The organism is Actinoallomurus bryophytorum (assembly GCF_006716425.1).
Classification (GTDB): domain Bacteria; phylum Actinomycetota; class Actinomycetes; order Streptosporangiales; family Streptosporangiaceae; genus Actinoallomurus; species Actinoallomurus bryophytorum.
Genome location: NZ_VFOZ01000001.1, coordinates 565,375 through 585,047, shown reverse-complemented (window position 1 = coordinate 585,047; position 19,673 = coordinate 565,375). Strand labels below are relative to the sequence as shown.

The following is a 19,673-nucleotide window of genomic DNA, read 5'->3' as shown; positions in this document are numbered from 1 at the left end:
CGTCACGCCGGATAGGCGTGCGTCTCCGTGGCCTTGACGGCCGCCCACACCGGATCACCTTCGGTCAGGCGAAGGTCGGCCAGGGCGGCGGGGGTGATGTCCGCCGAGGCCGGCACGGGCCCGTCCAGGAGCACCCGTACCTGGTCCCCGTGCGGCTCGACACCGCCGACCGTCGCCTGCCACAGGTTGCGCGGGCTCCCCTCGGGACGCGTACGGAACAGTGCCACCGCCGTCGGAGGAAAGGCGAGGAACACCTCTCCCTTCAGGGGCTCGGTCACGGTGAGCGTGAGGCCGTCCAGCGTCACGGTGTGGCCGTCGGCCGTGCCCCGGTAGAGGTTGAGGCCTACGAGGCGGGCGACATAGTCCGTACGCGGCCGGCGGGCGATGTGGGCGGGCGCGCCCTCCTGGACGACGCGGCCGTCCTCGATCACGATCAGCCGGTCGGCGAGCGCCATCGCGTCGAGCGGGTCGTGGGTGACGAGCACCGACGCCCCGTCGAACTCCGCGAGATGCCGCCGCAGCCCGGCGCGGATCTCCCTGCGGGTGTCGACGTCGAGCGCGGCCAGCGGCTCGTCGAGCAGCAACAACCGGGGCCGTACGGCCAGGGCGCGGGCGAGCGCGACCCGTTGTGCCTGCCCGCCCGACAAGGCGGACGGCCTGCGGCCGGCGTAGTCGGCGAGGCCGACGCGTTCGAGCCACTCGGCCGCCAGCCGGCGGGACTCGCCCTTGCGGACACCCTGGCAACGCGGGCCGAACGCCACGTTGTCCAGCGCCGTGAGATGGGGAAAGAGCAGATAGTCCTGGAAGACCATGCCGACCGGCCGCCGGTCCGCGGGCCGGTCACGCCACTCCTCGCCGCCGAACCGGATGTGCCCGGAGGAGAGTGGCAGGAGCCCCGCGAGGGCGCGCAGCGCGGTGGTCTTGCCCGCGCCGTTGGGGCCGAGCACCGCCACGACCTCGCCCTCGGCGACCGTCAGCTCGATGTCGAGGGCGAACCCCGTACGCCGTACGACCAGGTGAGCGTCGATCACGACACCCATCGCCCCCTCAGCCCGGTCAGGACGACCACGGACACCGCGAGGAGTACGAGACTGAGCACGATCGCGGCCTGCGGGTCGGTCTCCAGGGCGAGGTAGACCGCGAGCGGCATGGTCTGGGTACGGCCAGGGAAGTTGCCGGCGAACGTGATGGTGGCCCCGAACTCACCCAGCGCCCGCGCCCAGCACAGCACCGCCCCGGCCCCGATTCCGGGCGCGATGAGCGGCAGCGTGACGCGCCGGAAGGTCGTCCAGCGCGAGGCGCCGAGCGTCGCCGCGGCGTCCTCGTACCGAAGGTCCGCGGCGCGCAGCGCCCCCTCGACGCTGATCACGAGAAAGGGCAGGGCGACGAACGCCTCGGCCACCACGACCCCGGCGGTGGTGAACGGCAGGGTCAGGCCGAACCAGCGGTCCAGCCACTGCCCGACCAGCCCGTTGCGGCCGAGAGCCAGCAGGAGGGCCACACCGCCGACCACCGGCGGCAGCACGAGCGGCACGGTCACCAGCGCGCGCACGAGGCGCCGGCCGGGGAAGGCGACGCGGGCGAGCACCCACGCGAGCGGCACGCCGAGCAGCAGGCAGAACAAGGTCGCGAGGGTCGCGCAGATCAGTGACAGGCGCAGCGCGTCGAGGATCTCCGGCTGGCCGAGCCGGGTGCCGAGCGTGGACCAGGGAGCGCGGACCAGCAGGCCCGCCACGGGCAGGATGAGAAAGACCAACCCGGCGATCGCGGGCACCACGAGCACCCAGGGTGCCCGGCGGTTCACGGGTGTACGGCCCTGGAGGAGTTGACGATCATTCGGGCCGCTCCACGACGACGTTGGTGGACTTGACGACGGCGACGGCGAGGACGCCGGGTTCGAGGCCGAGGTCGTCGGCCGCCTCCCGGCTCATCAGGGAGACGACGCGGAACGGTCCCGCCTGGATCTCCACCTTCGCCATCACGCCGTCGCGTACGACATCGGTGACGATCCCGCGCAACCGGTTGCGCGCGGAGGAGAAGGCGGCCTCGGACTCGGCGGGCGAGCGGACGAACGCCGCCAGATCCACGCCCGAGACGATCCGATGGCCGTTGTCGTCGCGCTCGGCCATAAGCCGTCCCGAGTCGACCCACCGCCGGACGGTGTCCGAGCTGACGTCGAGCAGGGACGCGACCTCACTGATACGGAACACCGTCACGGCGGAGAGTATATCCCTCGCAGAAACGAAGAATCTTCGACGAAACGCCAGGACGATGCGGGGATCGCCCGCAATTGACCATGGCAGATGCGGCGAGGGCTCAGAGCGCCAGGCCGACCGCGAAGAGCACGCCGAAGATGATCTGCAGGCGGCCGGTCTCGCCCAGTACGGGGATCAGGTCCCTGCCGGTCGCGCCGCGCAGCACCCGGCGTACCGGGGAGATCGCCCACAGCGCGGCCGGCAGGCCGAGCATCGCCCACGGATGCGCGATGGCGATGACCGGCACGCAGCAGAACGCGGCGATCGCGCATCCGGTGTACAGCAGGCGCGTGCGCCCGTCGCCGAGTACCACCGCGAGGGTGCGCTTGCCGGAGTCACGGTCGCTCGGGATGTCGCGCAGGTTGTTGACGACGAGCATCGAGCACGACAGCAGGCCCACCGGGATCGCCGCCACCCAGGCGGCCCACGGCAGCCCCTCGAGCTGCACGTACGCGGTGCCGACGACCGACACGAGCCCGAAGAAGACGAACACCGAGATCTCGCCCAGCGCCCGGTAGCCGTACGGCCGCGATCCGCCGGTGTAGAACCACCCGGCCGCGATCGCCGCCGCGCCGATGAGCAGCAGCCACCAGCTCGTCACCGCCGCCAGGACCAGCCCCGCCACGGCCGCCAGCAGGAAACAGCCGACCGCCGCCGCGAGCACCTGCCGGGGCGCCGCGACCTTGGAGCCGACCAGGCGCAACGGCCCGACGCGTTCCTCGTCGGTGCCACGGATGCCGTCGCTGTAGTCGTTGGCGAAGTTGACACCGATCTGCAGCAGCATGGAGACGACCAGCGCGACCGCCGCACGCCACCAGATCGCGTGGCCGAAGCCGATCGCGATGCCGGTGCCGACCAGGACGGGGACGATGGAGTTCGGGAGCGTGCGTGGTCGCGCACCGGCGACCCACTGGGAGGGCGAAGCCACTAGCGCACGCGTCCGGGGGCGAGGATCATGCGGGAGATTCTGCCGGATGCGCTTCGGGCGGCTGACGCAGCCCCAGGGTCAGCAGGAAGCCGATGGTCAGCAGTCCGGCGGTGGCGAAGGCCGCGCGGTCGGTCGCCACCGCCAGGCTCTCGTCGGCGGCGCGGGCGACACGGGGGTCGCCGTCGCGCAGGTCACGGGCGAAGGTCCCGGCCGTGTCACGCAGCCGCGCGGCGTACACGCCGCCCTGCCCCGGCGGGACACCGGTGGAGCGCAGCCGGTCGGTCATGACATGACTCAGGCTCATCGCGAAGACGCCGCCGATCAGCGCGATGCCCAGCGCCGACCCGATCTGCCGCGCCGTCGACTGGGTTCCGGAGGCCAGGCCCGCGCGGGCCGGCGGCACGTCGCGCAGGATGATGCTCGTGAGCTGCGCCGTGGTCAGCCCGAGTCCGATGCCGTAGATGAGCATCCAGGGCGCGAGTTCGTACCCGGTGGTGTCGGCATGTGTCGTGAGGCCGATGAGCACCACGGCGACGATCTCGAGGACCATGCCGGTCTGCAGCATCCGCGCGGCGCCGAGGCGGCGTGACATCCGCGCCGCGAAACCGCCCGTGAGCAGGGTGCCGACGGCGAGCGGCAGGATCGCGACGCTGACCTGGAGCGGGGAGTTGCCGTGCACGTCCTGCAGGAAGAGCGGCAGCGTGAACATCAGCCCGAGCTCACCAACGCTGATCAGGGACGCCGCGGCGTTGCCGCGGCCGAAGCCCGGTATGCGGAACAGCGTCAGGTCGAGCACGACCGGCCGGCCGGCCGCGGCCCGCGCGCGCTCCACGCCGACGAGCGCGCACAGAGCGATCACCCCGGCGGCCAGTGCGACGGGCACCGGAGAGATCGTGGAGCCCCAGTGCAGCGGCCCGGCGGAGAAGGACCGGGTGAGCCGCCACCAGCCGTACCGCTGCCCCTCGATCAGCGCGAACACGATGGCGGCGAGCCCGGCCGCGCTGAGCAGGCCGCCGGTCCAGTCGATGCCGCGCGCGGCCGCACGGTCCCGCGTCTCCGGGACCAGCAGCAGCGCACCGACGATCACCACCGCGCCGAGCGGGAGGTTCACCCCGAACGCCCAGCGCCAGCCGTACGACGTGGCGAGCCAGCCGCCGAGCAGCGGGCCGAGCGCGGCCATGCCGCCGATGAGCGACCCCCAGACGCCGAACGCGATGGCCCGGTCGCGGCCCTTGAACACCGCGGTCACCGTGGAGAGCGTGGCCGGCAGGATCATCGACGCACCGGCACCCTGCAGCAGACGCGCGCCGATGAGGGCCGAGCCGCTGCCCGAGACGGCCGCGAGCAGGCTGGCGGCCACGAAGACCACGGTGCCGAGCACGAACATTCGCCGGCGTCCGTACGCGTCACCGGCCATCCCGAACGGGATCAGGAGCGCGGCGAAGACAAGGGAGTAGACCGAGGTGATCCACTCGGCGTCGGCCGTGGTCAGGTGAAGGTCGTCGACCACGCGAGGCAGCATGACGTTGACGATCGTGGCGTCCACGATGATCAGCGAGACGCCGAGGCCGATGACCACCATGCCGAGCCAGCGCCGGCGTCCTGGAGTGGCGGCGGCAGCTGCGGGAACGGCCGGAGACGCGCTTGTGATCATGGGGTTCTGAGCCGGCCTGGGTGAGGATGGGCGGATGTCAGCCGCTGAACGGTTCGCCCTCAACATACCCCCGCCCCTCCGAAGCCTTGATCCGGGTCGGCGACCCGCCCGCCCGGCCGGCCATGCCGGCCCTGAGCACGGACGATGTCGCCGTCGTCGCTTCCGAAGCCGATTCCGAGGGCATGTCGCCGTCCCGCCTGCCGGCGGTGGCCGGGCACCTCGTCGCCGTTCGCCCGCGCTTCATGGGGCGCCACGGCCTGACGCCGCACGGCGTGGCCGTGCTCGCCCACCTCGAACACGTATCCGGGCTGACCCGGCCGGACGCTGCGGCGTCGCACCCCCCACCCTCAATCACACGGTAGACCACCTCGCCCGGCCCGGCCGGGTCGAGCGCCGCCGACCGCCAAGTCACCGGGGCACGGGGGACTCTGAGTTACGAACGGGCCGAGCCGCGCGCTGTTAGTTTCTGGCGCATGTCCTTCGATCTTCTCGAGCTCCTGCCCGGCCCGTGGCGTGACCTCATCGAACCCCTGCTCGATCCCGCCGCGGCGCGCCGGCTGGCCGACTTCGTGTCCGCCGAGTACGCCGAGCAGACCGTCTATCCGGCGCTGCCCGACCTGTTCAGCGCCTTCCGGCTGTGCTCGCCGGACGAGGCCAGGGTGCTCATCCTGGGCCAGGACCCCTACCACGGCGCCGGCCAGGCACACGGCCTGAGCTTCAGCGTGCGCGAGGGCGTGCGCGTCCCGCCGTCGCTGCGCAACGTGTTCAAGGAGCTGCGCGACGACCTGGGCGTCCCGATGCCGGCCGGCGGCGACCTGACGCCCTGGGCGGGACGCGGGGTGCTGCTGCTCAACGCGGTGCTGACGGTACGCGCGGGCAAGCCGGGCTCACACGCGGGGAAGGGCTGGGAGGAGTTCACCGACGCGGTGATCCGCGCGCTGGACGCCAGGGAGGAGCGCGTCGTGTTCGTGCTCTGGGGCGCCTACGCGCGCAAGAAGCGCGATCTGGTCACCGGCACCCGCCACGTCGTCCTGGAGGCGGGACACCCGAGCCCGATGAACCCGCGCGGCTTCCTGGGCACCCGCCCGTTCAGCGCGGTCAACAAGGCCCTGGCCGACGCCGGCCGGCCCGAGGTCGACTGGACCCTCGACGAGAAGATCTTCTAGGCCGCAAGGGCCTTTCTCGAAGTCCGCCGCCCGGTCGCCGGTCGCCACGGACGGGGACTTCGAGAAAGGCCCTAAGCGATGCCGGTGTGCAGGCGCACCATGGGGACCGGCTCGCCCATGTCGACCTTGCTGTGGGCGCCGTCCGGCGCCCACCCGGCCGACATCAGGAACGCCCGGAACACGTCATCGGCCGCGAACACCCACGTGATGGCCGTCGCGCAGCCGTCGTCGCGCAGATGGTCGACGGTCGCGGCGAGCAGCCGGCTGCCGTGGCCGGCCCGCTGGTGCGCCGGGTCGACCAGCAGCGTCAGCAGCTCCCCGGTGGTGCCGGCGTCCTGGTCCGGATCCTCGGGCGGGCCCTGCGCCGCGAAGCCGGTGATGACGCCCTCGTCGACCGCGACGAGCAGCCGGTGCCGCGGGCTCGGCGGGGCCGACACCGCCTCGGCCCAGCGGTCGCGCCAGAGCCCGATCGCCGTGTCACTCGTCATCTCGGCCAGCGCCTCGGCCGGGACGATCCCCCCGTAACCCTCGCGCCAGGCGCGGACCTGGATGTCCGCGACCGCGCCGACGTCGCCCGGATAGGCCGGTCGTACCCCCACAACACTCAACGGACCTCCCGTTCGTATCGGACGTCGTACGTCATGTGGCCGAACCGTTCGATGATCTTCTGCTCGGTGGCTGCGAAACCGTACCGCTCGTAGAAGCGCCGTGCGCGCAGGTTGGCGGCCAGCACCCACAGGGCGATCCGGGAGTAGCCGCCGGTGCGGACGCCGTCGAGCACGCCGTCCATGAGCGGCGCGCCGACGTTCTTGGACCAGTAGCCGGGCAGGACGTAGATGGCGTAGAGCTCCGCATGACCGCCCGGATCCCGGTCCGGACCGTACACGGCCATCCCCACGGCCGCGTCGCCGTCCTCGGCCAGCAGTGCCCGCCGGCCGGGCGTCTCGGTGAGGAACGCCCGCTGCCGCTCCACCCAGTCCGGGCCGGTGGCGATCTCGATCAGCGCCGGCGACAGCAGGCCGTCGTAGGCGGACCGCCAGCTCAGCGAGCGCACGCGTGCCAGCGCCTCCGCGTCTTCCGGCCCGGCGTCCCGTACCGTCACCATGCCCTCACCCACGGCACGAACTCTAGAGGGTGCCCGACGAACACGCCCAGGGCACCGGCGCCGCCTCCGAACGCGGCTCAGTCGCTCACGCGCTGCCGCTCCCGGTACGCGCGGGTCTTCGTGCGGTTGCCGCACATGCGCATCGAGCACCACGTGCGCGAGCGGTTCTTGGAGGTGTCGAGGAAGGCCCAGCGGCAGGTCGGCTCCTGGCAGACCTTGAGGCGTGCCCAGGTGCCGTCGGCGTCGCTCGCCACGACCGCCGCGGCGACCCCGGCGAGCGCGCCGCGGATCCCGCGGTGCACGGGGACGAGCACCGGGCCGTCGAGCGACAGCCGCAGTGGCAGCCCGGCCAGGAGGCCGTCGAGGTGGTCCGGCCGGTCGCACGGCTCACGGCGCGCCGGCATGGCCGCCCGCAGTCCCTCCCGCAGCGCGACCGCGATCCCCAGGTCGAACTCGTCGGCGCGGTCGCCGGGCGCCGCCAGCCCGTGCTCGGACAGCCAGCCGCCGAGGTCGGACGGCGCGCCGAACTCGTCGATGTCGCACTGGACGTCGTAGGTGTTGACGAAGTCGCGCAGCAGCAGGGCGCTGTCCGAGCCGCTCACGTCTCCTCCTTCGCCGATGGGGGTGTTCGCCGGGTCCTCGCTCCGCTCGGTCACCGACACCGGTGAACGGCGGTCACTGGTTGCCGGGGAGACTACCCGGTCGCGGAGAGTACGCGGGCGAGGCGTGCGGCGCCGTCGGCGAGCTCGCCCTCACCGGCCGCGGATCCGTAGCTGAGCCGCAGGCGGGGACCGGCGGGTTCGGCGGGGAAGTAGCGGCGGCCCGCGCCGACCAGGACACCGGCCCGCAGCGCCGCCTCGGCGAGCGCGACATCGTCGGTGCCGGCCGGCAGCCCGGCCCACACGTGCAGGCCTCCGCGCGGCACCACGGCGGGACGGAGCCCGTGCGAGGCCATCGCGGACACGAGCGTGTCGCGTCGCCGCCGTAGCGCCTCGCCGACCATGCGGACGTGGCGGGGCCAGGCGGGGGAGCCGACGAGCTCCAGAGCGGCCTCCTGCAGCGGCCGGGCGACGAAGAACGAGTCGACCAGCTGCGTCGCGCGGATGCGTTCGGCGACCGGGCCGCGGGCGGCCACCGCGGCGACACGGACGCTCGGTGCGGTCACTTTCGTGAGCGAGGAGATGTGCACGACCCGGCCCTCGCGGTCGGCCGAGATCAGCGACGGCGGCGCCGGGTCGATCGCGAGATGCCGCGCGAAGTCGTCCTCGATGACGAACGCCCCGGCCGCGCGGGCGACGTCGAGCACGTGCTCGCGGCGGGCGGGGGCGAGCACGGCGCCGGTCGGGTTGTGGAAGGTGGGCTGGCAGTACACCGCGCGTGCCCCGGAGGCGGCGAACGCGTCGGCGAGCAGGTCCGTCCGCAGCCCCTGGTCATCGACCGGTACGGGCACGGGCCGCAGGCCGGCGGCGCGGGCCGAGTCCAGCGCGCCCGGATAGGTGGGCGATTCGACGAGCAGCGGCGCGCCGGGCGGCAGCAGCGCCCGCAGAGCGAGTGTCACCGCGGCCTGCCCGCCCCCGGTGATCGTGACGTCCGCCCCGGTCACGTCGCCGCCCGCCGTACGTGCGAACCACTCGCGCAGCCCACCCAGGCCATAGAGCGGCGGACGCTCCCACGCGCCGGGCCGCCGTACGGCGCGTGCCGCGGCCGTGGCCAGGGCACGTTCGGGCTGAAGCTCCGGTGCGAGGTAGCCGCCGCTCAGCGCGATCACCCCGTCGGGAGGCGGGGACAGCATCGCCACGACGCCGCCGGCGTCGACGGTGCGGTCGGCGAGAGGGACCGCCTGCCAGGCGTAGGCGAGGTCCACCGGGACGCGAGGCCGAGCGCGCTCGGCGACGTACGTGCCGCTGCCGGGTCTGGTGACGATCAGGCCCTCCGCGCTGAGCAGCCCGATCGCCCGCGACACGGTGACCGGGCTGACCTGGTGCCGGGCCATCAGCGCCCGGCTGGAGGGCAGCCGGTCGCCGGCCCGCAGCGCCGCCACCGTGCCACGCAGCTCGGCTGCCAGGGTGGCGATACTGCTATCGTCTTCCATGACAGATCAGGATAACGCTACTGTGCGGCGCGCGATAGCGCTGCCCGCGGGATTCGGCGCCGCCGCGCTCGGGGTCCTCGCCTTCTCCTTCACCCTGCCGGCCACCTCCTTCGCGCTGCGCGGCTTCGGCCCGTACACGATCGGCCTCGGCCGTGCCGCGATCGCCGCCGTGCTCGCGGTGGTGGCGCTGCGCCTGACACGCGCGGCGCGTCCGAGCGGTCGCCAGTGGGCCTCCCTCGTCGTGGTCGCGCTCGGCGTCGTCTTCGGTTTCCCGGTCCTGTCCACGCTCGCGCTCGGCCACGGCTCCTCCGCCTCTCACGCCGCCGTGGTGATCGGGCTGCTGCCCGTCATGACGGCGGTGTTCGCCGTCGTACGCGCGGGCGAACGGCCCTCATGGGCGTTCTGGGCGGCGAGTCTGGCCGGCGCGGCGTGCATCCTCGCCTTCACCCTGCGGAACGGACCGGGGCGCTTCTCCGCCGCCGACGTCCTGCTGCTCGGGGCGCTGCTGACCGCCGGTCTCGGGTACGCCGAGGGCGGCCGGCTGGCACGCGAGATGCCGGGCGGCGCCGTGGTCTCCTGGGCGCTGGTCATCGCCGCGCCCGTCACCGTCCCGGTGACGGTGGCGCTGTTCGCCGCCGAGCCGCCGCGCTGGAGCGCCGCGGCCGTCGGTGGGCTCGCCTACCTGACCGTCGTCTCGATGTTCCTGGGGTTCTTCGCCTGGTACTCAGGGCTCGCCCGTGCGGGGGTCGCGCGGGCGAGCCAGGTGCAGCTCGCCCAGCCGCTGCTGACGCTGCTCTGGTCGTGGCTGCTGCTCGGCGAGCACGCGGGAATGAGCACCGTGGTGGCCGCGGCCGGCGTACTGGTGTGCGTCCTGGTCGCCCAGCGGGCCCGGGTCTCGCGGGATATGACAGGATCGCCCGCGATTCGGCGTACTGTGTCACAAGAGGCGGTCTCACGACGAGGAGCGGTAGATGGCTGACAGGAAGCTGACGATTCCCGAGGGCGGCTTCTGGCCCGCGCCGGAGGTCCCGCAGCCGAACATCTACCCGATGGAATGGCACGTCGACACCCAGAAGCTCGTCGACATCTACGAGAAGTCCAAGCGCGTGGTCTGGAACCCGGCCGACCTCCCGTGGGACGGCCTGCGCCCGGAGGACTTCACGGTCGAGCAGCGGCTGGGGATCATGTACTGGTTCTCCGTGCTGGCCAACTTCGACGCCTCCGGCCCCGCGGTGTTCGCGCGCGCCACGATCCAGGCCTTCGAGAAGCACGAGGAGGACCCGGTCCGCAAGTGCTTCTTCTCCATCACCCGCGACGAGATGAACCACGAGGAGTGCTGCCAGCGGACGATCGCCAAGCTGTGGCCGGGTGGTCCGCTCGACTGGGAGCCCAAGACCGACCTGGAGAAGGCGGCGCACAACAACATCGGCTGGCTCTACCACAATGGCGGGCGCTACTGGACCGGCTACAACACCGCCGTCGGCCGCTACACCCTCCCGGTGCTGTTCACGAGCTTCATGATGGGGGAGATGGCCGCCTCCACGCTGTTCCGCGGAATGGCGTCGGGCACTACGCACCCGGTCTTCGGCGAGATGTTCCAGCGCATCGGCCGCGACGAGTCCCGGCATCTGCAGATCTGCATGACGATCCTGGAGAACGAGTGGCCGGGCCTCACCGACGACACCCGTGAGCTGATCACCAAGCAGCTCCGCGCCGGCTTCGTGTTCCTGTCGATGATCCTCTGGGAGCCGCCGGAGGGCTTCTGGGACCTGCCGCCGTACTTCCTGGCGAACCACCGGATCCTGATGTCGTACGCACGCGACGCGGGCCTGGGCATCCTGTCGTTCGACGAGCAGGCGGACAACTGGCGCGTGGCGATGGCCCGCGTACGCGCGATCGTCGAACGCTGGGGCATCGCGTTCCCGGCCATCCCCGAACTCGACATCGACGGCGTGGACGTCTCCGACATCGACCCGGAGGACATCATCCCGGTGTTCTGAGTTCCCGGCGCGCTTCGACGTGTCGACCGGCCGGGCGTGCCGAAGGGCGCGATCAGGTTTTGAACCGGGCAGGGATTGGAACTCCTTAGGCAGTTACTGGCCTGATTTCGATCCAGGGGAATGCCGGGGGAGGCAATGACCTGCTGGATGCGTCGCAGCTCGGACATCCGTCGGTTCGGCCGCGAGCGGGACCGGGAGACCGGCTCGTGCGTGTCCGTGGCAGGTGATGATCACTTCCTGCGATACTCGGCTGCTTGCTCACCGTGAAACCGATCGCGCGCCGGCCGTCGCTCCATCGCCTCCGGGCATGGCGCCGTCTCTCCGCGCGTCTCGACCGGCCGGCGGAGCCGACCGGTCGTCTCCCGGGTCATGGACCGCGCCGCCCGTCCGGCTCCGCGAGCCGCCGCCTGATCCGCCGGCGTCGGGCCGGTGCGGCGGGCCCCTTCATGGACTACGGGCCGGACTGGCCTCCGCGGCGAAGGCCGCCCGAGTACCCCCACGCGCTGCTGCGCCGATGCGTCGCCGTGGTGATCTTGTACGCGGTCATCTGGGCGCTGGGCTCGGTCCTGCTCGAGCTCCGTCTGCAGGCACTGCGCGACGTCACCGGTGAGCCGGTGACGACCTACACGACCATCACCGGCTCACCTCACCACGGCCGCCACTGACGCCGTTCGCGGGAAGCGACCCCCGGGCTCGCCTCCGTCGCGCCGAACCACGCGCTGACCTGCAAGGAAACGGGTTGCTCACCGACGGCCTCATGACACCCTGCGCCGAGGCTCGCGGTGGAACTTGCAGCGAGGGTTGCGGCAGACGTGTCAGCGGCTGTCAAGCGCGCAGGGACAAGTACTTGTCACGATTTAGTTACATCGTCGGCGAATTGCCTGGACTTTGGCTCGTCATGCCATCGTCTTGCCCGCGTACAAGATCACGTAGGCGTCGCAGGGCGTTTTCACGCGATCAAACCCTCATGTCTGGGGGAAGTAATCCGGGGACCCGCCGCGCTGGTCGTGGCGGATGGCGGTGTAGGGAGGTTCGGAGAGCATGAGCATGAGGCACATCGTCGACCGGTCTGACGGCCGGCTCCAGGAACTCGCGGCCGGTTATTCCGGCTGGAGGTTCGGACTGGGTGGTTCGGGTCACTGGTGGGCGGTGCGCGGAAACGAGTTCTTCCGCGCGCTGAGTCCGGAGGATCTCAAGTCGCGGCTCGACGAGCACCTCGCGACCGGGCACGAAGGCTGAGTTCCCCCATGAGAATGCACCCGCCCGGCTAGCTGGGCCGAACAGAACAGGAATGTGCGCGGCCGCGCAGGCGAGCGGATGAGCCAGAGCATGCGCGGCCGGGCGAACGAGTGAAGGCGCGCTCAGTGATGGTGACCTGACGCGCGAGCCGGTGAAGAACGGCCCGGCGATGCCGCCTGGGATGGCGGCGCATCGAGAACGTGCTGGTCACGCGGGAGAAAAGCTCCCGCCAAGACGCCCCAGGGCGGTCCGGGTGAAGGATGCGCGCGCCTCGGCCGCGGGTGCGCCGATCGGGTGGGTGATCGGCGCGAGAGAGCCCCAGACCCCGGCGACCGAGGCGCGCATCCTCCGCCGGGAGAGGCTCCGCCAGCCCCGCCAGACCCCGGCGGAACCTCATCCCACTCTCTTTAACGCGCGAAAGCCCGCCAAGGTTCACCGGTAACGCCGGATTTGTGGCAGACGATTGATCAGAAGACGCCGTCAGAACATGTACCCCCGAGCGTGTTCTGGCGGCGTCTTCGTCATTCCGCGAGTTCAGAGGCGGCAAGAAGACGACACGAGGGTGCCCGCGGGTCCCCACCGGGGGCGATGCCCGGTAAGTTCGGAACATGGCACCCAGCACGATCCCTGAGCCGCAGGAGCGCGACGACGCGGCGCCCTTCGGCCGGATGCTCACCGCGATGGTCACTCCGATGACGGCCGACGGCGCCGTCGACTACGACGGCGCGGCGCGTCTCGCGACGTACCTCGTCGACCAGCAGCGCAACGACGGCCTCGTCGTCAGCGGCACGACCGGTGAGTCCCCCACGACGACCGACACCGAGGACGAGCGCCTGCTCCGGACCGTCGTCGACGCGGTGGGCGACCGCGCGACCATCGTCGCGGGTGTGGGTACCAACAACACCGTGCACACCCTGAAGCTGGCGCGCCAGGCGGAGAGCGCGGGAGCCGACGGGCTGCTCGTGGTCACCCCGTACTACAACAAGCCACCGCAGGAGGGTCTCGCGCGCCACTTCGAGACCGTGGCCGACGCGACCGGGCTCCCGGTGATGCTCTATGACATCCCCGGCCGTACCGGCACGCCGATCGCGACCGAGACGCTGCTGCGCCTCGCCGCGCACCCCCGGATCATCGCGGTCAAGGACGCCAAGGGCGACCTGTTCGCGGCGTCCAAGGTGATGGCGGAGACCGACCTGGTGTTCTACTCCGGCGACGACGCCCTCAACCTGCCCTGGCTCTCGGTGGGCGCGGCCGGGTTCGTCAGCGTGGTCGGACACGTGGTCGGCGCCGACCTGCACGACATGATCGACGCATTCCTCGCCGGGGACACCGAGCGCGCGCGGCGGATTCACCGTCGCCTGGTGCCCGTGATCACTGCGATCATGACCCGGACGCAGGGTGTGATCGCTGCGAAGGCCGCGCTGTCGCTCGTCGGCCAGCCGGGTGGGGCCGTACGGCCCCCGCTGGTGGACGCGACGCCGGAGTTCACCGCCGCGCTGAGGGAGGACCTCATCGCCGGCGGCGTCAAGATCTTGGAGGGTCCGTGAGAGGACCGAAGGCACGACACGGCATCGTCGGAGAGGCGAGCCGCTGAAGAAGCTAGGAGGGCGCGTGACAGACGCGCATGAGCATGCCCCCGTACGCCTCGAAGAGGGGCGGGGTGAACGATGAGTCATCCACATCCTGACCTGGGCTCGCCGCCCCGGCTGCCCGCGGGCGGCCTGCGCATCGTGCCGCTCGGCGGCTTGGGCGAGATCGGCCGCAACATGACGGTCTTCGAGTTCGAGGGGCGGCTGCTGATCGTGGACTGCGGGGTGCTCTTCCCCGAGTCCGAACAGCCCGGCGTGGACCTGATCCTGCCGGACTTCGACTACATACGAGAGCGCCTCGACGACGTCGAGGGCATCGTGTTGACCCATGGGCACGAAGACCACATCGGTGGGGTGCCCTACCTCCTCCGTGAGCGGCCCGACATCCCGCTGATCGGTTCACGGCTGACGCTGGCGCTGATCGAGGCCAAGCTCACCGAGCACCGGATCAAGCCGATCACCGTGCAGGTACGCGAGGGCGAGACGCGGACGTTCGGTCCTTTCGAGTGCGAGTTCCTCGCGGTCAACCACTCGATCCCGGACGCGCTCGCGGTCGCCATCCGCACGCCCGCCGGTCTCGTGCTGGCCACCGGCGACTTCAAGATGGACCAGCTGCCGCTGGACAACCGCCTCACCGACCTGGGCGGGTTCGCCCGGCTCGGCGCCGAGGGCATCGACCTGCTGATGTCGGACTCCACCAACGCCGAGGTCCCTGGGTTCGTCACCAGCGAGCGCGATATCGGCATCGTGCTGAGCGACGTGCTGCGGATCGCGAAGAAGCGCGCCATCGTCGCCTGCTTCGCCTCGCACGTGCACCGTGTCCAGCAGGTGCTCGACGCCGCGCACGTGAGCGGGCGCAAGGTCTGCTTCGTCGGCCGGTCGATGGTCCGCAACATGGGCGTCGCCCGCGACCTGGGCTATCTGCGCGTCCCCGCCGGGATCCTCGTCGAGCAGAAGGAGATCGACGACCTGCCCGCGGAGAAGGTCGTGCTGGTCTGCACCGGCTCGCAGGGCGAGCCGATGTCCGCCCTTTCGCGGATGGCGGGCCGTGACCACCAGATCCGCATCGAGCAGGGCGACACGGTGATCCTCGCCTCGTCGCTCATCCCGGGCAACGAGAACGCCGTCAACCGCGTGATCAACGGGCTGACCCGCTGGGGCGCGAAGGTCGTGCACAAGGGCAACGCGCTCGTGCACGTCTCCGGCCACGCGCCGGCCGGTGAGCTGCTCTACGTCCTGAACATGACCCGGCCGGGCAACTTCATGCCGATCCACGGCGAGTGGCGCCATCTCAGCGCGCACGCACGCCTGGCCGCGCTCACCGGGGTGCCCGAGGACAACATCGTGATCGCCGAGGACGGGGTCGTGGTCGACCTCGTCGACGGACAGGCCTCGATCGTCGGCGCGGTCCGCGCGGGATACGTGTACGTGGACGGGCTCTCGGTCGGCGAGATCACCGAGACCTCGCTCAAGGACCGGCGCATCCTCGGCGACGAGGGGTTCGTGTCCGTGGTCATCGCCATCGACTCCTCCACCGGCAAGCTGCTCGGCGGCCCGGAGATCCACGCGCGAGGGGCGGGCATCGAGAGCTTCGACGCCGTCATCCCGCGTCTGGAGGAGGTCCTGGAGGCGGCGGCCGCCGACGGGATCAACGATGTGCACCAGCTCCGCCAGGTCGTACGCCGCACGGCGGGGCGCTGGGTCAATGAGTCCTTCGGCCGCCGGCCGATGATCGTCCCGGTGATCGTCGAGCTCTGAAGCACGGATCGGCGGAGTCGCGTCCCCGATCGGGGGTGCGACACGCCGTCCGCGCAGAAGGGAACCCATCGGGCATAGCCGTTAGTCTCACCATCATGGCCACACGTACGCCAGGGGGCGCCAAAGGCTCCTCCGGCGCGCGTGGTGGCGGACGGACCGGTGGGAGCGGCAAGCCGGCGGCGCGCCGCAAGCCCGCGTCCCGCACCACGGCCGCCCGCAAACCGGCGGCTCGCAAACCCGCCCAGGGACGGTCGGCCGCCGCCCGGCGGCCGGCCAAGAACCGTCCCAAACGGCCGGATCCGATCGCCCAGCTGATCATCGGCATCTATCGCATCGTCGGCGGGGTGTGGGTGGTCGCCGCGCAGGCCCTGGGCGGCCTGGTGCGAAGGTTCGGCCAGAGCGCACGCGACCTCGACGTCGAACACCGCCGCGACGGGCTCGGCCTGGCCAACCTCGGCCTGGCCATCGTGCTCGCCGCCGCGACATGGTGGTCGCCGGAGTCCGGTCTGATCAAATACTTCGGCCGGGCCGTACGCGACGGCTTCGGCTCACTCGCCGGGCTGCTGCCGCTGATGTTCGCGCTGCTGGCGTGGCGGCTCCTGCGCCATCCCGAACACAACAGCGAGGGCGGCCGCATCACCATCGGCTGCGGCGCGCTAGTCGGCGGCATCCTCGGTGTCGTCCACATCGCGCACGGCACGCCGTACCCCAACGCGGGCGAGCACGCACTCCAGTCCTCCGGCGGACTCATCGGCTGGCTGCTGTCGGCGCCGCTGACGAGCACGCTGACCGCCTGGGTCGCGGTGCCGCTCCTGCTGCTGGTGGCCGGCTTCGGCCTGCTCGTCGTCACCGCCACACCCGTTCACCAGGTGCCCGAGCGCCTCGTCGCGCTCCGCGACCGGCTCATGCTGCGCGACCCGATCATGCCGGAGGGCGGGCCGGAGGAGAGCGAGGAGAGCGACCGCCCGGCGAAGAAGAAGCGCAAGAGCGACCTGGAGCTGGGCGAGCACAAGAAGCCCTACGACACCCCGGTGATGGCCGCCCCGGACGACGTGACGCGGGAGGTCGAGGACCACAGCCTCGTCGACGAGCTCCTGTCGCCGCCGGAGCCGCCCGACATCTTCGAGCCGGTCGAGCCGGCGCTGCCGGACCCCACGCCTCCGCCGAAGAGCACGGAGCAGCTGACGCTGTCGGCCTCGGGAGCGGGCGGTGACTACACCCTTCCGCCGGTCGGCAAGCTCAAGCCCGGTTCGATCGTCAAGCCGCGCACCAAGGCCAACGACATCGTCGTGAACGCCCTGTCGGAGGTGCTGGACCAGTTCGGCGTCGACGCCCAGGTCACCGGCTTCACCCGGGGGCCGACGATCACCCGGTACGAGATCGAGCTCGGCCCCGCGGTCAAGGTCGAGCGGATCACCGCGCTGACCAAGAACATCGCCTTGGCGGTCAAGAGCGCGGACGTGCGGATCATCTCGCCGATCCCCGGCAAGGCCGCGATCGGCGTCGAGATCCCCAACACCGACAAGGACATCGTCAGCCTCGGCGACACGCTGCGGTCGCCGGTCGCGGTCAACGACCACCACCCGATGATCGTCGGCCTCGGCAAGGACGTCGAGGGCCGTACGGTCGTGGCCAACCTCGCGAAGATGCCGCACATGCTCATCGCGGGTGCCACCGGCGCCGGCAAGTCCACCTGCATCAACGGGCTCATCACCTCGATCCTCATGCGGTCCACGCCGGACGAGGTACGCATGGTCCTGGTCGACCCCAAGCGCGTCGAGCTGACCTCCTACGCCGGCGTCCCGCACCTCATCACGCCGATCATCACCAACCCCAAGAAGGCGGCGGAGGCGCTGCAGTGGGTCGTGGGGGAGATGGACCGGCGCTACGACGACCTGGCGGCCTCCGGCTACCGGCACATCGACGACTTCAACAAGGGGGTGGTGGCGGGCAAGCTCACCGCCCCGCCCGGCAGCGAGCGGGTCTACCGGCCGTACCCCTACCTGCTCGTGATCGTGGACGAGCTGGCCGACCTGATGATGGTCGCCCCCCGCGACGTCGAGGACTCCATCGTCCGCATCACCCAGCTCGCCCGTGCCGCCGGCATCCACCTCGTGCTCGCCACCCAGCGCCCGAGCGTCGACGTCGTGACCGGCCTGATCAAGGCCAACGTCCCGTCCCGCCTGGCGTTCGCCACCTCCAGCCTCGCCGACAGCCGCGTGATCCTCGACCAGCCGGGCGCGGAAAAGCTGGTCGGCCAGGGTGACGCGCTCTTCCTGCCGATGGGCGCGAGCAAGCCGATGCGGCTGCAGAACGCCTTCGTGTCGGAAAAAGAGATCCACGACGTCGTCGAGCACTGCAAGAAGCAGGCCGAGCCGGACTACCGCGAGGACGTCGCCGCCGCCGAGCAGCGCAAGAAGGACATCGACGAGGACATCGGCGACGACCTGGACCTGCTCGTCCAGGCGACCGAGCTGATCGTCTCGACGCAGTTCGGGTCGACCTCGATGCTCCAGCGGAAACTCCGCGTCGGATTCGCCAAGGCGGGCCGTCTCATGGACCTTCTGGAGAGCCGTTCCATCGTCGGTCCCAGCGAAGGGTCGAAGGCACGTGATGTGTTGGTCAAACCCGACGATCTGCCGGGAGTGCTGGCATCGCTGCGCGGCGAGTAGCGGCGGAGATCTTGGGTAGCTGACATATACAGCGTTGCACGTCGCTTCTCGCGGTCGGCCTTCATAGACTCAGCCCGGGAGTGAAGGACGAGCCGGGCGACGTCGCACGTGAACAACGCCATGAGGTTCTCAGGAGGCGTCGTGACCGAGCGCAGCGAGGGAACCGATAAGCACAGCACCTTGGTCACGGGCTCCGACGAAGGAGGTGCCGTGTCCGAGCGCAGCGAGGGAACCGATAAGCACAGCACCTTGGTCACGGGCTCCGACGAAGGAGGTGCCGTGTCCGAGCGCGGCGAGGGAACCGATAAGCACAGCACCTTGGTCACGGGCTCCGACGAAGGAGGTGCCGTGACCGAGCGCGGCGAGGGGACCCTCACGCACAGCACCTCTGGTCGTGGTGCCGACGAAGGAGACACCTTGACCATCGGTGGCACCCTTGCGAAGGCCCGCCAGGAGGCGGGCCTGACCGTCACGCAGGTGGCCGACCGGACCAGGATCCGCGAGACCGTGATCAAGGCCATCGAACGCGACGACTACACGCTGTGCGGCGGAAACTTCTACACGCGCGGGCACATCCGCAGCATCGCGCGCGTCGCCGGGCTCGACCCGGAACCGCTCATCGGCGAGTACGACGAGGCGCACGGTGGATCACCGCAGGCGATCCCGGCACGGCAGGCGTTCGAACCGGAGACCCCCGTGCGTTTCCGTGAGAGACGGGCGCCGAACTGGAGTGCGGCCATGGTCGTCGCGCTCGTCCTGGTCGCGATCTACGGCATCGTCCGGGTCGCCGTCGGCCACGACGAGCACCACGCGGCCAAACGGGCCGCCGCGCCCGCCTCGGCCAAACCCGCGACCCGCCCCTCGCAGAGCGCCGTCGTGGTGCCGATGCCGCGCAAGGACGTCACCGTCAAGGTCAAGGCCAGGCGCGCGAGCTGGCTCAACGTGCGCGACGCCAAGGGCAAGCAGCTGTTCACCGGCATCATCCGCGCCGGCCAGACCGAGCAGTGGAAGTCCAAGAAGCGCATCCGGCTGCTCATCGGCAACGGCGGCGGCGTACGCGTGACGGTCAACGGCAAGGACATGGGTTCACCTGGTGAGACCGGCCAGGTGATCCGGCTCAGCTACGGTCCGCGGGACCCGCTCAAAGGCTGACCGCCGCTCACCTCACCGGGGCCAGTACCGTATGGGGCATGTCCACCCGCCGTACTGAGCCCG

The 19,673-nt window shown here is 71.2% G+C and carries 18 protein-coding genes; 9 read left to right on the top strand and 9 right to left on the bottom strand.

Features of this window, described 5'->3' with window-relative positions:
• Positions 1–2: 2 nt before the first annotated feature.
• The 5 genes from FB559_RS02770 to FB559_RS02750 all read right to left on the bottom strand — a co-directional run bounded on the left by FB559_RS02770 (position 3) and on the right by FB559_RS02750 (position 4,837).
• Positions 3–1,040 carry an ABC transporter ATP-binding protein gene (locus tag FB559_RS02770; RefSeq protein WP_141952907.1) on the bottom strand — a complete coding sequence of 346 codons (1,038 nt, stop codon included), beginning with the start codon at positions 1,038–1,040 and terminating at the stop codon, positions 3–5.
• Positions 1,028–1,804 carry a molybdate ABC transporter permease subunit gene (gene modB, locus FB559_RS02765; RefSeq protein WP_141952904.1) on the bottom strand — a complete coding sequence of 259 codons (777 nt, stop codon included), beginning with the start codon at positions 1,802–1,804 and terminating at the stop codon, positions 1,028–1,030. The genes FB559_RS02770 and modB overlap by 13 nt, the downstream gene beginning before the upstream one ends.
• A gap of 28 nt (positions 1,805–1,832) precedes the next feature.
• Positions 1,833–2,216 carry a TOBE domain-containing protein gene (locus FB559_RS02760; RefSeq protein ID WP_141952901.1) on the bottom strand — a complete coding sequence of 128 codons (384 nt, stop codon included), beginning with the start codon at positions 2,214–2,216 and terminating at the stop codon, positions 1,833–1,835.
• A 100-nt stretch (positions 2,217–2,316) separates the two neighbouring features.
• The gene (locus tag FB559_RS02755) at positions 2,317–3,183 is read right to left on the bottom strand and encodes a 1,4-dihydroxy-2-naphthoate polyprenyltransferase (protein ID WP_141952899.1); all 867 of its coding nucleotides are present in this window, start codon (positions 3,181–3,183) and stop codon (positions 2,317–2,319) included.
• A gap of 25 nt (positions 3,184–3,208) precedes the next feature.
• A complete protein-coding gene (locus tag FB559_RS02750) occupies positions 3,209–4,837 on the bottom strand; it encodes an MFS transporter (protein ID WP_246121318.1) in 1,629 nt (542 codons plus the stop codon).
• Between the two features lie 473 nt (positions 4,838–5,310).
• Between FB559_RS02750 and ung the strand changes: the two genes are divergently transcribed.
• Entirely contained in the window at positions 5,311–6,003 is a 693-nt protein-coding gene (gene ung / locus FB559_RS02745; protein ID WP_141952897.1) for a uracil-DNA glycosylase, read from the top strand.
• A gap of 71 nt (positions 6,004–6,074) precedes the next feature.
• Here the strand turns inward: ung and FB559_RS02740 are convergent, their stop codons facing one another.
• From FB559_RS02740 to FB559_RS02725, 4 genes are all read right to left on the bottom strand, one after another.
• Positions 6,075–6,602: a GNAT family N-acetyltransferase gene (locus FB559_RS02740; RefSeq protein WP_342781016.1), complete on the bottom strand. Its 528-nt coding sequence runs from the start codon at positions 6,600–6,602 to the stop codon at positions 6,075–6,077.
• A 5-nt stretch (positions 6,603–6,607) separates the two neighbouring features.
• Positions 6,608–7,120, bottom strand: coding sequence for a GNAT family N-acetyltransferase (locus tag FB559_RS02735; RefSeq protein WP_141952893.1), 513 nt, complete (start codon positions 7,118–7,120; stop codon positions 6,608–6,610).
• Positions 7,121–7,185: 65 nt separating this feature from the next.
• Positions 7,186–7,710: a CGNR zinc finger domain-containing protein gene (locus FB559_RS02730; RefSeq protein WP_141952891.1), complete on the bottom strand. Its 525-nt coding sequence runs from the start codon at positions 7,708–7,710 to the stop codon at positions 7,186–7,188.
• Positions 7,711–7,802: 92 nt separating this feature from the next.
• Positions 7,803–9,200 carry an aminotransferase-like domain-containing protein gene (locus FB559_RS02725; protein ID WP_141952889.1) on the bottom strand — a complete coding sequence of 466 codons (1,398 nt, stop codon included), beginning with the start codon at positions 9,198–9,200 and terminating at the stop codon, positions 7,803–7,805.
• Here FB559_RS02725 and FB559_RS02720 point away from each other — a divergent pair.
• The 8 genes from FB559_RS02720 to FB559_RS02685 all read left to right on the top strand — a co-directional run bounded on the left by FB559_RS02720 (position 9,199) and on the right by FB559_RS02685 (position 19,610).
• On the top strand, positions 9,199–10,179 hold the full coding sequence (locus FB559_RS02720; protein WP_141952887.1) for a DMT family transporter: 981 nt from the start codon (positions 9,199–9,201) through the stop codon (positions 10,177–10,179). The two genes, FB559_RS02725 and FB559_RS02720, sit on opposite strands and share 2 nt — an antisense overlap.
• Positions 10,172–11,200, top strand: a complete 1,029-nt coding sequence (locus FB559_RS02715) for a hypothetical protein (RefSeq protein WP_141952885.1) — start codon at positions 10,172–10,174, stop codon at positions 11,198–11,200. Before FB559_RS02720 ends, FB559_RS02715 begins: the two co-directional genes overlap by 8 nt.
• 446 nt (positions 11,201–11,646) lie before the next feature.
• Positions 11,647–11,865 (top strand): hypothetical protein, encoded by a 219-nt coding sequence (locus FB559_RS02710; protein WP_141952883.1) that lies wholly within the window; start codon positions 11,647–11,649, stop codon positions 11,863–11,865.
• Between the two features lie 376 nt (positions 11,866–12,241).
• A complete protein-coding gene (locus tag FB559_RS02705; RefSeq protein WP_141952880.1) occupies positions 12,242–12,439 on the top strand; it encodes a hypothetical protein in 198 nt (65 codons plus the stop codon).
• 608 nt (positions 12,440–13,047) lie between these two features.
• Entirely contained in the window at positions 13,048–13,986 is a 939-nt protein-coding gene (gene dapA / locus FB559_RS02700) for a 4-hydroxy-tetrahydrodipicolinate synthase (protein ID WP_141952878.1), read from the top strand.
• Between the two features lie 120 nt (positions 13,987–14,106).
• Positions 14,107–15,786 carry a ribonuclease J gene (locus FB559_RS02695; RefSeq protein ID WP_141952875.1) on the top strand — a complete coding sequence of 560 codons (1,680 nt, stop codon included), beginning with the start codon at positions 14,107–14,109 and terminating at the stop codon, positions 15,784–15,786.
• A 95-nt stretch (positions 15,787–15,881) separates the two neighbouring features.
• Positions 15,882–18,458, top strand: a complete 2,577-nt coding sequence (locus FB559_RS02690; RefSeq protein WP_141952873.1) for an FtsK/SpoIIIE family DNA translocase — start codon at positions 15,882–15,884, stop codon at positions 18,456–18,458.
• A 348-nt stretch (positions 18,459–18,806) separates the two neighbouring features.
• Positions 18,807–19,610, top strand: coding sequence for a helix-turn-helix domain-containing protein (locus FB559_RS02685; RefSeq protein WP_246121317.1), 804 nt, complete (start codon positions 18,807–18,809; stop codon positions 19,608–19,610).
• The last annotated feature ends 63 nt before the right edge of the window (positions 19,611–19,673 follow it).